The sequence below is a fragment of the Arthrobacter sp. SE2 genome (genome assembly GCF_058244265.1).
In genome coordinates this window covers 212,182-226,527 of record NZ_JBZAYA010000005.1, presented here as the reverse complement: position 1 = coordinate 226,527, position 14,346 = coordinate 212,182, and the positions used below count along the sequence as shown (strand labels likewise).

The following is a 14,346-nucleotide window of genomic DNA, read 5'->3' as shown; positions in this document are numbered from 1 at the left end:
GCCTTGCGGACTCGTCCAATTGTGAGCGCTAACAATCCACACGTCAAGATGTGGTGATCAACGGCCGGCCCGCCCAAGTGAACAGAAGCAGTCAGACGGGGGAGGAAGTGCTTCGGCGCACTACCAACTCAGGCTCCACCACGGTGGTGCCGACGCTTTGCCCGTCCTCGATGCCGCCCAGCATGAGGTCCATGCAGCGCCGCCCGAGTTCTTCGAAGTCCTGGCGCACCGTGGTCAGCGGCGGCGTGAAGTAGCCGGATTCGGGTTGGTCATCGAAACCCACCACCGAAACGTCCTCGGGCACGCGGACGCCCGCCTCGCTGAAGGCCCGCAACAGACCCAGGGCCATCTGGTCATTTCCCACAAAAAGCGCGGTGGCCGTCCTTTCATCGGCGAGTTTCCTGCCGATGTCGTAGCCGCTGCCGGCACTCCAGTCCCCCACTACCAGCAGATCATCCTCAAGGCCCGCGGCCCGCAACGCCGTGCTCCACCCTTCGGCCCTGGCCACTCCGTCGATCCAATCCTGCGGCCCGGCCACGTGTCCGATCCTGCGATGTCCTTGATCAAGCAGATGCCTGACGGCCAGTTCCGCGCCGCGCTTCTGGTCCACCATGGCTCCGCTGACGGAGGCGTCGCCCATCGATCCCACGGCCACCACGGGAACCCCCGCGTTCACTTCCGCCAACGCCAGCAGGGTCTCCGAATGCGGCACGATGACGACGATCCCATCCACGGACTGGTCCAGGAAATGCCGGACTGCATCAAGAATCGCCTCGCGATTGACCGTCCTCAAGGCTGCGATGCTGACGAAATAGCCGGCATCCCTCGCCGCCTGTTCGACGCCCAGCAAGGTGTTCGCCGGGCCGTATTGCGCCAGTTCACTCGCAAGGACGCCGATGGTCTGGGAGCGACGGGTCACGAGGCTCCGTGCAGCAGTGTTGCGCCGGTATCCCAGTTCGGTGATGGCCGCCTCGACACGCTCACGAGTGCCCTTGCTGACGTTGGGGTGGTCGTTGATCACCCGGGACACGGTCTGGTGCGAGACTCCCGCCCGTTCCGCCACGTCCTCAAGCCGTGGCAAGCGCCCGCTGCTTTTTGTCATGGAGCTATTCTGCGCGACTTGGACGCCAAGCGACGAACGTGGCCGTTGCGAGTCCGGGCTGAGCTACCGGTCAGTAGAGGACCATAGGCGCGGCGGGGATAGACTCGATTCAAGCCCACCAACCACCATTTGAGGAGCCCCATGCGCGCCACCATCATCCACGGTCCCGGCGACATCCGTGTTGAAGACCGTAACTACCCCTCGGTCCAGCTGCCCACCGACGTCGTTGTCAAAGTCACCGCCTCCTGCGTCTGCGGATCGGATCTGTGGCCGTACCGCGGGGTCAAGCCCACCCACCAGCCTTCGGCCATTGGACACGAATTCATCGGCACGGTGGAAAGCATCGGCGACGACATCACGGCCTTGGCGGTCGGCGACTTCGTCATCGCTCCCTTCCTGGTCAGCTGCGGCGCCTGCCCGCAATGCTTGAACGGCGTCACCGTTGCCTGCGATCATTTGGCAGGTTGGGGCGGCAAAGATGACGGCGGGCACGCGATCGATGGCGGCCAGGGCCAGGCCGTGCGCGTACCGCTCGCCGAGTCGACCCTCGTCAAGGTTCCCGGCGTCACCGAGCCCGACGACGCCCTCCGCGCGAGCTTGCTGACGCTTTCCGACGTTATGGCGACCGGCCACCACGCCGCCCTCGCGGCGAAGGTCGGCCCCGGCAGGACGGTCGTCGTCGTCGGCGACGGCGCGGTAGGGCTCTGCGGCGTGCTTGCAGCGAAGCGGCTTGGCGCCGAGCGGATCATCGCGATGTCCCGCCACGCCGACCGCCAGGCGATTGCCCTCGAGTTCGGGGCCACGGACATCGTCGCCGAGCGTGGCGACGACGGAGTGGCCAAGGTCCGTGAGTTGCTGGGAGGCGTTTTGGCCGACTCCGTCCTGGAGTGCGTCGGGACCAAGGAATCCATGGAACAGGCACTGCACAGTGTCCGCCCGGGCGGCGCCCTCGGCTTTGTTGGTGTCCCGACAGGCGGAGCCGAAGCCCCGCTGCGCTACTTGTTCGACACGAACATTTCGATTGCCGGCGGCATGGCTCCGGCTCGCACCTACATCCCGGAACTGCTCGCCGACGTGCTCGACGGCAAGATCAATCCGGGCCGGGTCTTCGACACCGTGATGCCGCTCGAGGAAGCCCCCGAGGCCTACCGCGCCATGGACGAACGGCGCTCCATCAAGGTCCTGCTCACTCCCTGAGGCAAGGGCTGAGCCCTCGGATTTTTGAAGACGGCGATCGGCGGGTCCTATGACGGCCCGCCGGTCGGTATTCCCGCTGTTCAGCGTTTCAGCACCTCAGGGTTCAGCACTTCAGTGCGAAGGGCTCACCATGTGATGCCGGTGTTCCTCGGTGCTGGGCTTGATCGCCATCGCAGTGACGACGAGCGCCACGAGGCCAGCGATCCAGGATGTCCAGGCAGCCCCCGCTTGCATGGCGTAAGAGCCTAGCCACGGAGAAAGGAACAGCAAGGCACCGAAAGCTGCCTGCACCCACTCCATAGCCGGCGTTCCGGGCATGGCCAGATTGATGACACCGCTAACGATCAGCAAAGCGCCGAACACGACCATCAAGGCAGCCGACGAGCCGGCCGCCGTGGTCCAGATGACCGACAGAGCAGCATAGAGACCGGCGACAACCGTGACCCAATCCTGCCATCGCGTCCATTTCTTCATTTAACCCACCTCTGTGATGTGGACTGCATCCCGGGGTACCGAGCATGTACTCCGGTACTGGTGTAACAAAATCCGAACGCGGCTACTTCCCGGCATCGCCGTCGTCGAATCCTGCCGCTCACGAAGCCTTGCTAAGAGCGGACTTCCGGTCTACAACGTAGTCATAGAGCAACATTGACGAACATGCCCGCCGTCGCCGGCACGTCCGTCCAGAGAGGACCCCGTGATATCGAGTCGCTGGTCGTAAAGTCGCAGTCAGCCCAGTGCTGACTTATCGACGTCCGTTGGTGAGAACCGCCGTGGCCTCCGGCGTGGACCTTCGTCCGGCGCCAACGCCCAGGTTCCGGCCCGACCCCGCAAGGTCGCTTGCAGTCGAAACCAATGGAAGGAAAGAAATGTCAACCATGAAGGTCCCGGCACGAAGCGCCGGAACCGCCTTCATTGCAACCCTCGCTATCACGGCACTCGCCGCCTGCTCGAGCACCAGCACATCTTCCACGCCGAGCACCACGAGTTCCGGAGGAGCGGTACCGCAGATCTCCGCGGATGCATTCACGGCCGATTTCTCGGCGATGAAACAGCTCACGTCCCTCGCATCACAAGGCAAGGGGATGGTCGGCGTGCTTCTGCCGGACACCACCACTTCCGCGCGGTACGTCACCTTCGATGCCCCCTACCTGAAGAAGGCCTTCGAAGCCGCTGGACTCGACTCCTCAAAGTTCAAGATCGACAATGCGCAGGGCAGCGCAAGCACAATGCAGACGCAGGCCGAGGCTGACATCACAGCCGGCGCGTCAGTGCTCCTTGTCGACGCCCTCGACTCCGGCTCCGGCGCGGCCATCGAGGCGGCCGCCAGCGCGCGCGGCGTCAAAGTGATTGACTATGACCGGCTCGTCAAAGGCGGGGCAAAGGATCGCACCTACGTCAGCTTCGACAACGTCAAGGTTGGCCAGCTGATCGGCCAAGGCGAGATCACGTGCATCGCAGACTGGAAAGTCACCAAGCCGAACATCCTGGTCATGGATGGCGATCCGACCGACAACAACGCGAAGCTTTTCGCCGAAGGTTATAACGGGGTACTCAAGCCGCACTTCGACAACGGCGAGTACGTCAACGTCGGAGAGCCGGCCGGCACCTGGACACCGTCCGTGGCACAGACGACGTTCGCCCAGCAGTACACCGCCCACCCGAACATCAACGCTGTGGTCACGCCTAACGACGACAACGCCAACGCTGTGATCGCCTACCTGCAGAGCAAGCAAATTCCCGCCAAAACCTTCCCGACCACGGGACAGGATGCGTCATTGTCCGGCCTGCAGAACATCTTGAAGGGCTACCAGTGCGGAACGGTGTACAAGCCGATCTACTTTGAGGCCCAGGCGGCCGCCGCGGCAGCACTCTACCTGCGGGCGGGCGTGACCGTTCCGTCAACCCTCGTCAACGGCAAGACTACAGACGACACCGCGAAGTCCGACGTCGGATCGGTCCTGCTGACCCCGCTGTGGGTGACCACGAAGAACATGGCGGACACCGTCGTCAAGGACGGCGCCGTGACGAGCTCTTCGCTGTGCATCTCGCAAGTGAAGGACGCGTGCACCGCGGCAGGTATCCAGTAGTCCCAACGATGAGTGAGTTGGCAACCCCGGACCCCGCCGACGTCGGGCCCCTGCTTCGACTGGAGGGCATCGACAAGAACTTCGGGCCTGTGCAAGCACTGGTCGACATCACCCTTGAGGTGCCGATCGGCAAGGTGACTGCGCTTGCCGGCGACAACGGTGCGGGCAAATCGGTCTTGATCAAATGCGTCGCCGGCATTCACACCCCCGACGACGGGCAGCTGTTTTGGGAGAACCAGCCCGTACGGTTGAACTCGCCGCACGAAGCCGCAGCGCTCGGAATCGAGACCGTCTACCAGGACCTCGCGCTCTGCGACAACCTCGACATCGTGCAGAACCTGTTCCTCGGACGCGAACGCCTGCGCCATCTACTCCTCGACGAGGAGAGCATGGAGATCGCGGCCCGGGAGACACTCGCGAGCCTGGCCGTGACCACAGTGCGGTCGATCCGGCAACCCGTCGCGTCACTGTCCGGAGGGCAACGCCAGTCCGTGGCCATCGCGAAGTCGGTGCTGTGGAACTCGAAGCTTGTCATCATGGACGAGCCGACCGCGGCCCTCGGCGTCGCCCAGACGGAGGTCGTCCTCCACCTGATCCGCCAACTCGCCGATCGTGGCGTCGCCGTCATCGTCGTTTCGCACAACATGAACGACGTGTTCGAAGTCGCAGACCGCATCGCGGTGCTCAGGCTCGGCCAGCTTGTGGCCATCCGGCCTGTCACGGAGATGGATCGCCAGATCGTGGTCGACCTGATGACCACGGGGTTCTCCGATCGGGCAAGGCCTGAACTGGCGCCGCCACCGCCGTCGAACCGCCCGCTCACCGCAGCCAAGGGTCCGCTCCCCTCCGTGGCAGCCGCGCTCCAGGACGAGCCGACCACGGCAGCCGCCAAGCGGAAGGCCGCATTGGCGTTGAACCCGGACATCACCGCCACGTCGCTGCCCGAATACTTCCGGGCGGCCCTGGCACGGGTCCGGGGCGGCGAGAGCGGCGTGCTGCCGGTTCTCGCGGGCCTGTTGCTCATCTCTGTGCTGTTCCAATCGCTGAACCCGAACTTCCTGACTCCCGGCAACATGGTGAACCTGCTCATCCAGGGTTCCGTTTTCATGCTGCTGGCAATGGGCCAGGTCTTCGTGCTCCTCCTGGGCGAAATCGACTTGTCCATCGGGTACGTCGGTGGTGTGGGCGGCGTCATCATGGCCGAACTCGTCCAGGAGTCCACGGGCTGGCCTTGGTGGGCGGCGATCGCCGTCGGCCTGCTTGGTTGCGCGGGGATCGGCTTGCTTCATGGCACGATCATCACCCGCCTCGGACTGCCGTCGTTCGTCGTGACCCTTGGCGGCCAGCTCGGCTGGCTTGGCGTGATGCTCATCATCCTCGGCAGCGGCGGCGTGGTTCCCATCAACGACAACGTCATCAACAACATCGCGAGCGGCAACCTCAGCCCGGTCACCAGCTGGATCCTCATGCTCGTCGTCGTCGGCGCGTTCAGCACGTGGACGTGGCTGCGGGACGCCCGCCGGCGCAACACCGGACTCGTCGCGCCGCCCGCCAGCGTGAGCGCCCTCAAGATCGCGGCGGTGCTCGCCGCCGGTGTTGCCATCGTCTGGCTCTGCAATACGGACCGCGGCATTCTGGTCGAAATCAGTGGCGTTCCGTGGGTCCTTCTCGTGGTGCTCGGAGTCCTCGCCGCATGGACACTGCTGCTTGGGCGAACCCGGTTTGGCCGTTACGTCTACGCCATTGGCGGCAACGCCGAGGCCGCGCGGCGGGGAGGCGTGAACCTTGCCCGCATTCGCACCCTGGCCTTCATCCTCGCTTCCTTCACCGCAGGAATCGGCGGAATCGTCTACGCGTCGCGGCTCCGTTCCGTCTCGACGTCGTACGACGGCGGAACGCTTGTGCTTTATGCCGTGGCGGCCGCGGTGATCGGCGGAACCAGCTTGTTTGGCGGCCGCGGCAAGGTGCTGCACGGCGTCCTGGGCGGGCTCGTGATCGCCACAATTGATAACGGCATGGGCCTGCAGGGCTACAGCGCACCGGCCAAGTACGTCGTCACGGCGCTGGTTCTCGTCGCGGCCGTGACGATCGACGCCGTCGCACGCCGCGGGCGCTCCCGGACGTAACCGGCTTGTGGAATGGGCGGGCACGGAAGCAGCTACCTGGCCCATCTGGACTTGGATAATCAGCAGGCTTAACGTTCAAGAGTGACTGGCTTCCCGGAGGGACGGTCCCAGGGGCAATCCCTCCGGCCAGTTCACGCAGTTCCGAGCGAGGAGGAAAGATGCGGAAGGTTGAAGAAACGATTGACGTGGCCGTCCCTGTCCGTACGGCTTACAACCAGTGGACGCAGTTTGAGTCCTTTCCCCGATTCATGTCCGGGGTGGAATCCGTAACCCAGTTGAGCGACACGACCGACCATTGGGTCACGAAGGTAGGGGGTGTGGAACTGGCATTCGATACGGAGATAATCGACCAAGAACCCGACGACCGGATTGCCTGGCGCAGTATTGACGGCAAGTCGCACGCCGGCATCATTAGGTTTTCCCCGCTGGACGCGAACCACACGCACGTCAAAGTCCATTTCGAATGGGAGCCCGAAACCGTCATGGAGAAGGCCGGAGCAGCACTTCAGATTGACGAGATGCAGGTGAAGGCGGACTTGAAGAAATTCAAGGAGTTCATAGAGTCGCGTGGAAACGAAACCGGAGGATGGCGCGGTGAGGTGGAGGAGTAAATGACAGACCTCGGACGAGTGCTTGTGGTCGGCGGCACCGGGATGCTGGGCAGCCAGGTGGTGTCGAGGCTGCTGGCGGAGGGAAAGCAAGTCCGCGCCTTGGTGCGGCCGGGTTCGGACGCGGGCCGCCTCGAGCAGCTAGGGGCCACGATCGCCCGAGGCGACATGATGGACCCGGAGTCGCTTGTGAGCGCCATGGACAGCGTTGACGCTGTGATCACCTCAGCGGCGGGATACACCCACCATCGGGAGGGCGACAGCCCCGTCATCGACACGGTGGGCAACACCAACCTCGTCGATGCAGCCAACCGCGCCGGTATTCGCCGATTCGTCCTCACGAGCATCCTCACTTGCGATCAAACACCGGGTGTTCCGCACTTCTGGCACAAGAAACTGACCGAGGATCGCCTGGAAGAACTCGGGGTCCCGTTCGTGGCGCTGCGTCCGGGCGCCTTCCTTGAGCAGATCACTCGCTTCGGCGACCCTTTCAGCGAGGGGCGGCTCACGTCGTTCGGGTCGCCGAGTGTTCCCCTGACCTACGTGCTTGCCAGTGACCTCGCCGGATACCTTGCGGCAGCAGTCGACGCGAGCGGAGTAGAGGGGCAGCGTATCGACATCGGTTGGGACCGGCCGGTAAGCATGCAGGACATCGCCGATATCTCTGCCCGAATCCTCGGCCGACAGATTGAGCTCGTCCTCACCCCGATGAACCCGCTCAATCCGATGGCGAAGGACCTTAGGGCGATGATCGACTGGTTCGGGACCGGCCGCTACGTCGCCGATACGTCACGACAACGCGAAGTCTTCGGCCCACCGCCAACCGCGGAGGACGCCGTCGCGCGCCTGCTCACCAGCCTCGGGCACAAGCTTGACTAAGCAATGCCCGACGGCGGGCGGTCGGGCCGCCCGTTGACCCGCGTTGACTCGGGTTAGCCCACGGCGGGCAGCGCGTCGGGGATGCGCGGCTTGGCGTTGCCGGCGAAGGTGAACTTGGCGTCGTCGCCTTCGCCGTCCACATCGACCACCACGATGTCACCGGGGTGCAGCTCGCCGAAGAGGATCTTCTCGGAGAGCTGGTCCTCGATCTCGCGCTGGATGGTCCGGCGCAGCGGCCTTGCACCCATGGCCGGGTTGTAGCCGCGGGTGGCCAGGAGGACCTTGGCGGCGTCCGTGAGTTCGATGCCCATGTCCTTTTCGGCCAAATGCTGTTCCAAACGACGGATCATCAGGTCGACGATCTCGATGATCTCGTCCTGCGTGAGCTGCGGGAAGACAATGACGTCGTCAACGCGGTTGAGAAACTCGGGACGGAATTGCTGCTTGAGCTCCTCGGTGACCCGGGCCCGCATCCGGTTGTAACTGGTGGTGGTGTCCGTGCCGGACTGGAAGCCGGTAGCCACGCTCTTGGAGATGTCGCGGGTGCCCAGGTTGGTGGTCATGATGATCACCGTGTTCTTGAAGTCCACCACCCGGCCATGGCTATCCGTCAAGCGGCCGTCCTCCATGATCTGGAGCAACGAGTTGAAGAGATCGGCATGGGCCTTCTCCACCTCGTCGAAAAGCACCACGGAGAACGGACGACGGCGGACCTTCTCCGTCAACTGGCCACCCTCGTCGTAGCCGACGTAGCCCGGAGGGGCACCGAAGAGGCGGGACACGGTGTGCTTTTCCGAGTATTCGGACATGTCCAGCGTGATGAGGGCATCCTCATCGGCAAAGAGGAATTCCGCCAGGGCCTTGGCGAGCTCGGTTTTGCCGACACCCGTGGGGCCGGCGAAGATGAACGAACCACCCGGACGCTTGGGGTCCTTCAGGCCTGCACGTGTGCGGCGGATCGCACGCGACACTGAATTAATCGCCTCATTCTGGCCAATAACGCGCTTGTGCAACTCCTCCTCCATCTTGAGCAGGCGGCTGGATTCTTCCTCGGTGAGTTTGAAGACCGGGATGCCTGTGGAATTCGCGAGAACCTCGGCAATCAGCTCCTCGTCCACCTCGGCGTTGCCGTCCGTGCCGCCGGCCTTCCATCTGAGCTCCCTTTCCCTGCGCTCGGCGACAAGTTTCTGCTCCTTTATGCGCAGCGACGCCGCGCCCTCGAAGTCCTGGGCGTCGATGGCGGATTCCTTCTCCATCTTCACCTCTGCGATGCGTGCATCCATGGCCTTGAGCTCCGGCGGACGGGTCATGCGGCGGATGCGAAGCCGTGCACCCGCTTCATCGATCAGGTCGATCGCCTTGTCCGGCAGGAAGCGGTCCGAAACGTACCGCTCCGAGAGGCTCGCCGCGGCCGCCAGTGCGCCGTCGGTGATGGTCACCCGGTGGTGCGCTTCGTAGCGGTCACGCAGGCCCTTGAGGATCTCTACGGTGTCGGCCACCGACGGTTCCTGGACCTGGATCGGCTGGAAGCGGCGCTCCAAGGCGGCGTCCTTCTCAATGTGCTTGCGGTACTCGTCCAAGGTGGTGGCACCAATGGTCTGGAGTTCACCACGGGCCAGCAACGGCTTGAGGATGGACGCGGCATCGATGGCACCCTCGGCAGCGCCGGCACCCACGAGCGTGTGGATCTCGTCGATGAAGAGGATGATATCGCCGCGGGTCCGGATTTCCTTGAGGACCTTCTTCAGGCGCTCTTCAAAATCGCCACGGTAGCGGGAACCGGCCACCACTGAGCCCAAATCGAGCGTGTAGAGCTGCTTGTCCTTCAGGCTCTCCGGCACGTTGCCCCGGACGATCGCCTGGGCAAGGCCCTCGACGACGGCAGTCTTGCCGACGCCGGGCTCACCGATCAGCACGGGGTTGTTCTTGGTCCGGCGGGAGAGGACCTGCATGACGCGTTCCATCTCCAGCTCGCGGCCGATCACGGGATCAAGCTTGTTTTCCCGCGCGGCCTGGGTGAGGTTGCGGCCGAACTGGTCCAACACCACCGAACCGGCGGGCGCAACCTCGGCCTGGCTTGGTCCGGCGACCATTCCACTGGGGTCCTTGCCCTCATAGCCGGAGAGCAAGTGGATGACCTGCTGGCGGACCCGGCCGAGGTCGGCACCAAGCTTGACGAGGACCTGCGCGGCAACGCCTTCACCCTCGCGGATGAGGCCGAGCAGGATGTGCTCGGTACCGATGTAGTTGTGGCCAAGCTGCAGGGCTTCCCGGAGGGCGAGCTCAAGCACCTTCTTCGCGCGCGGGGTGAACGGGATGTGGCCGGACGGGGCCTGCCGCCCCTGGCCGATGATCTCCTGTACCTGCTCGCGGACGCCATCGAGCGAAATGCTCATCGACTCGAGCGCCTTGGCGGCAACCCCCTCACCTTCCTGGATCAGACCCAAAAGGATGTGCTCGGTGCCAATGTAGTTATGGTTGAGCATGCGTGCCTCTTCTTGGGCAAGCACAACAACGCGACGGGCACGGTCCGTAAATCTCTCAAACATTTCGCCACACTCCTGGCAGCCGCCTACCTTGATGCTACGTCGCTGAGGGCCTTCTTGGGGGATCACTGGAGGCAGAATTTTGGATACCGGGCCGGCCGGCCGCACGGCTCTGCTCCACAGACTGTCCAGACCGTGAAGAATGAGAACAACCACCAAGTAGAGGGAATTACCATGAGCACCCTGAAGCAACGCCTGCATGCCGACGTCGTAGTCCACATGAAGGACCGCAACAAGACCGCGCTCACGACGGTCCGCAACGTCCTGGGCGAAATAGAGACGCGTGAAAAGTCCGGCAAGACACCCATCGAGCTGGACGACACGCAGGTGACGGCGCTGCTGCAAAAGGAAGCCGCCAAGCGTAGGGACACGGCCCGCATTTACACGGATGCCGGCGAGGCCGAGCGCGCTGCGGCGGAAATCGCCTAAGCGGAAGTCATTGAGGCATACCTGCCCAAAATGTTGACGCCCGCGGAAGTCGAAGACATCGTCGACGAGGCAATCGCCGCGTTGAAGGCCAGTGGCCAGGAGCTTACGATCAGGCAGATGGGCGCCGTGATGAAGCCCGTCACAGCAAAGGTCGCCGGCCGCTTTGACGGCAAGGCGGTCAGCGAAATCGTCCGGACCCGACTCGCATAGATTCACCGGCACGCAGGGAGGAGCAGCCATGGCAGCCATCATCCTGGGATGGAATCCACGGCTTGGGAACGACTGGAACTACGAGGCTGTAATCGAGCAGGTCGCCAAAACAGGTCAATTCCTCGAGCGGTGGAACGTCGGGCAACACCGGAAGATCCAGCCAGGCAACCAGGCATGGCTTCTCCTGCAAGGCGTGGGCCCTCACGGACGGGGGCTGATCGGACACGGCGTCGTCATGTCCGAAAGCTATGAAGCGCCACAACGCACCGAACCCAAGAGCATGGCGCGGTACGTAAGCGTGGCCTTCGATGCCCTGCTCCCCCTCGGCGGCCAGATCCCGTCGAGTGTCCTCTCCAGGGAAGTACCGGACGTGGCCTGGAATACCTTCCGTGGTTCGGGACGGTTCATTCCGCCGGAATCAGAACCTGTCCTTCAGCACGTGTGGCGGGAGCACGGGCCAGCGGTCTCTGAGCCGTGCCAGATTGTTCCAGGGACCTACCCTGAAGGGGCCGTCAGCAGGAATGAAACGAACCGCTACGAGCGGGATCCTGAAGCCCGCCGGATCTGCCTGGCTTTCCACGGGACGTCTTGTGCCGCATGCACTTTCTCCTTCGAAGTAAGCTACGGGGACATCGGCAAGGACTTCATCCACATCCACCACGTGGTTCCCGTTTCACAGCTTGGCAGCGACTACCGGCTGGATCCCATAGCGGACCTTGTGCCGCTGTGTGCCAACTGCCACGCCATGGCACACAGGGGCGTGGGTACGCCTCGCACAGTGGCGGAATTGCGCCGGGCCATCGCCGCCGCCGGGCATTTGCCCGGCCAAATCGTCGACGACAGGGCATTGGCCGCTCAGGACGCCGCGCACCGGATCCTCGAGCAACGGTGACCACAGGGCCGTCCTCCGCACTAGCCAGCCAGGGTTCTTCCCCGTATTTTGGTTAACTACACCGTGTGGCGAGCACCACGCACTGTGAGTCAGATGATCCATTTGCCGGCAGAATGACCGGGCCGCAACGTCGCGGCCCGGTCCCGGCGAGACCTACCGGGCGTCACGCGTCGCCCGCTGTTCAGGAGGATACGCATGGCCGGGATGTTTGAACTCTTCATCGACGAGGACACGAGCTTCAGATTCAGGCTCAAGGCGCCGGACGGAACGGTGGTAGCCGTCTCCAAGTCCTTTCCGGACAAGCGCGCCGCGGTGTGCGGCATCAGTGACGTCCGCGAATATGCAGGAATGGGCCTGATCACCGATCTGTGCCCCGAAGTCCCACTTCGCGGACCATCAACCACGCCTCCGGCTCCCGTTGTGAGGCAAACCAGTCCTTCAGCGATGCCGCCGCTTCCCGTCCCGCCGCGGCACCACAGCCCCCTCCCCCAAAGGGATCGCACCCGGTCCTGGCATACTCCCGCCCTGGTCGACCATCCTGCACCGGTTTAGTTGAGGCGTAGACCTAAAGCGCGACGACATCCGACCGCGGCGGCCCTTGTCCCGGCCCCGCGCCGCCGGGTGTAATGGACGCACGACGGCGACTCCCGCCGTCGTGCGCCGAAGGAGCCGCAATGTTCACCAGCCCGTACGCTGATGTCGAGATCCCCGAAGTCACAATTTATGAGTATCTGTTCGGTGGGCTGGGCGTCGAGGACCTTGACAGGATCGCGCTCGTGGACGGCACGTCGGGCGCTGAAATGAGCTACCGGCAACTCGTCAGCCGAATCGACGCCACCGCAGGCTGGCTCGCGAGCCACGAGGCAGGCCCGGGGACCACCTTGGGCCTTTTCTGCCCCAACGTGCCGGCGTTCGCCGTCGTGTTCCACGGGGTCCTCCGCGCGGGCGCCGCCGTCACCACGGTCAACGCGCTGTTTACGGCCGATGAAGTCGGAAGCCAGCTCAGCGATGCTGGCGCCTCCTGGCTCTTCACCATCTCGCCCTTCCTTGAGCGGGCGGAGGCCGCGGCGCTGCTTGCCGGGATCCCGGCAGAACGCCTCGTGGTGCTCGACGGCGGCGAGCTCGCTGCCGCCGCGGGGCATCCGTCGCTAGCGGACGTGCTCGAAGCCGGTCTTCCCGCACCGACTCTCAGTGTCGATCCGCACGCCGCCGCCGTCGTGCCCTATTCCTCCGGCACGAGCGGCACGCCTAAGGGTGTTCTGTTGAGCCAGTACAACCTCGTGGCGAACGTCGCACAGTCGCGTGCCTTTTTCCGTGTGACTCCCGACGACGTGCTGCTCGCCGTCCTGCCCTTCTTCCACGCCTACGGCCTGACAGTGCTGCTCAATCTCGCCCTCGGCGAGCGGGCCCGGCTCGTCACGATGCCGAAGTTCGACCTCGCCGAGTTCCTCCGGATCACGCAGGACCACCGCTGCACGTACCTCTTCATCGCGCCGCCCATCGCCGTCGCGCTCGCGAAGCATCCGTTGGTGGACCAATTCGACCTCTCGTCCGTGCGCGCCGTGCTTTCGGGTGCGGCGCCCCTCGACGGCGAGCTGGGGCACGCTGTTGCGAAGCGGCTCGGGTGCACGATGCTCCAAGGCTACGGAATGACCGAGCTGAGTCCCGTGTCCCATGCCATTCCGCGTGACGGCGCCGAGCGCGTCCCGCTCGACTCTGTGGGCTACACCGTGCCGAACACGGAGTGCAAGCTCCTCGACCCGGCAACGGACGAAGAGATCGAAGTCCCGGCCGAAGGACCTAGCGCTCCCGGGCAGCTCCTTGTCCGCGGCCCTCAAGTCATGCTCGGCTACCTGAACCGGCCCGACGCAACCGCCGCGACGATTGATCCGGATGGCTTCCTCCGTACCGGTGACATCGCGACCGTCACTGCCGACGGCGTCGTGACGATCGTCGACCGGCTCAAAGAGCTGATCAAGTACAAGGGCTATCAGATCGCGCCGGCCGAGCTCGAAGCCCTCCTGCTCACCCACCCCCTGATCGCGGATGCCGCGGTCATCGGCATCCACGCGGACGACGGCGAAGAGGTACCGAAGGCGTTCGTCGTCCGGCAGGCGGGGGCCGAGCTCGGGGACGGCGATGTCCTGGAGTTCGTCGCCGGGCGGGTGGCGCCGTTCAAGCGCGTGCGATCGGTGGAGTTCGTCGATGTGATTCCCAAGTCGGCGTCGGGAAAGATCCTCCGGCGGGAGCTGCGCGCAAGGGCCTAG

Annotated in this window: 11 protein-coding genes and 1 pseudogene; 9 read left to right on the top strand and 3 right to left on the bottom strand. The window is 64.3% G+C overall.

Annotated elements, in window-relative coordinates:
• Positions 1-91: 91 nt before the first annotated feature.
• Positions 92-1,102, bottom strand: a complete 1,011-nt coding sequence (locus AC4CS3_RS09435) for a LacI family DNA-binding transcriptional regulator (protein ID WP_490783205.1) — start codon at positions 1,100-1,102, stop codon at positions 92-94.
• Positions 1,103-1,243: 141 nt separating this feature from the next.
• Here AC4CS3_RS09435 and AC4CS3_RS09430 point away from each other — a divergent pair, with 141 nt between their 5' ends.
• Positions 1,244-2,299: a zinc-dependent alcohol dehydrogenase family protein gene (locus AC4CS3_RS09430; protein ID WP_490783204.1), complete on the top strand. Its 1,056-nt coding sequence runs from the start codon at positions 1,244-1,246 to the stop codon at positions 2,297-2,299.
• Positions 2,300-2,410: 111 nt separating this feature from the next.
• Here AC4CS3_RS09430 and AC4CS3_RS09425 read toward each other — a convergent pair whose 3' ends face one another.
• Positions 2,411-2,773 (bottom strand): SPW repeat protein, encoded by a 363-nt coding sequence (locus tag AC4CS3_RS09425; protein ID WP_441413381.1) that lies wholly within the window; start codon positions 2,771-2,773, stop codon positions 2,411-2,413.
• Between the two features lie 395 nt (positions 2,774-3,168).
• On the opposite strand from AC4CS3_RS09425, the gene AC4CS3_RS09420 reads away from it, so the two are divergent.
• The 4 genes from AC4CS3_RS09420 to AC4CS3_RS09405 all read left to right on the top strand — a co-directional run bounded on the left by AC4CS3_RS09420 (position 3,169) and on the right by AC4CS3_RS09405 (position 8,002).
• Positions 3,169-4,389, top strand: a complete 1,221-nt coding sequence (locus AC4CS3_RS09420) for a sugar ABC transporter substrate-binding protein (RefSeq protein ID WP_441413382.1) — start codon at positions 3,169-3,171, stop codon at positions 4,387-4,389.
• 8 nt (positions 4,390-4,397) lie between these two features.
• The gene (locus AC4CS3_RS09415) at positions 4,398-6,515 is read left to right on the top strand and encodes an ABC transporter permease subunit (RefSeq protein WP_490783203.1); all 2,118 of its coding nucleotides are present in this window, start codon (positions 4,398-4,400) and stop codon (positions 6,513-6,515) included.
• 158 nt (positions 6,516-6,673) lie between these two features.
• Complete coding sequence (locus AC4CS3_RS09410; protein ID WP_490783202.1) at positions 6,674-7,126, top strand: SRPBCC family protein; 453 nt, start codon at positions 6,674-6,676, stop codon at positions 7,124-7,126.
• Complete coding sequence (locus tag AC4CS3_RS09405) at positions 7,127-8,002, top strand: SDR family oxidoreductase (RefSeq protein WP_490783201.1); 876 nt, start codon at positions 7,127-7,129, stop codon at positions 8,000-8,002.
• A 53-nt stretch (positions 8,003-8,055) separates the two neighbouring features.
• Here the strand turns inward: AC4CS3_RS09405 and AC4CS3_RS09400 are convergent, their stop codons facing one another.
• Entirely contained in the window at positions 8,056-10,551 is a 2,496-nt protein-coding gene (locus AC4CS3_RS09400; protein WP_490783200.1) for an ATP-dependent Clp protease ATP-binding subunit, read from the bottom strand.
• Between the two features lie 171 nt (positions 10,552-10,722).
• Between AC4CS3_RS09400 and AC4CS3_RS09395 the strand changes: the two are divergent.
• From AC4CS3_RS09395 to AC4CS3_RS09380, 4 genes and pseudogenes are all read left to right on the top strand, one after another.
• Positions 10,723-11,187 (top strand): annotated as a pseudogene (locus AC4CS3_RS09395) (GatB/YqeY domain-containing protein).
• 28 nt (positions 11,188-11,215) lie between these two features.
• On the top strand, positions 11,216-12,079 hold the full coding sequence (locus AC4CS3_RS09390) for an HNH endonuclease (protein ID WP_490783199.1): 864 nt from the start codon (positions 11,216-11,218) through the stop codon (positions 12,077-12,079).
• Between the two features lie 195 nt (positions 12,080-12,274).
• Positions 12,275-12,631 (top strand): YegP family protein, encoded by a 357-nt coding sequence (locus AC4CS3_RS09385; protein ID WP_490783198.1) that lies wholly within the window; start codon positions 12,275-12,277, stop codon positions 12,629-12,631.
• A gap of 122 nt (positions 12,632-12,753) precedes the next feature.
• Positions 12,754-14,346, top strand: coding sequence for an AMP-binding protein (locus AC4CS3_RS09380; protein ID WP_490783197.1), 1,593 nt, complete (start codon positions 12,754-12,756; stop codon positions 14,344-14,346).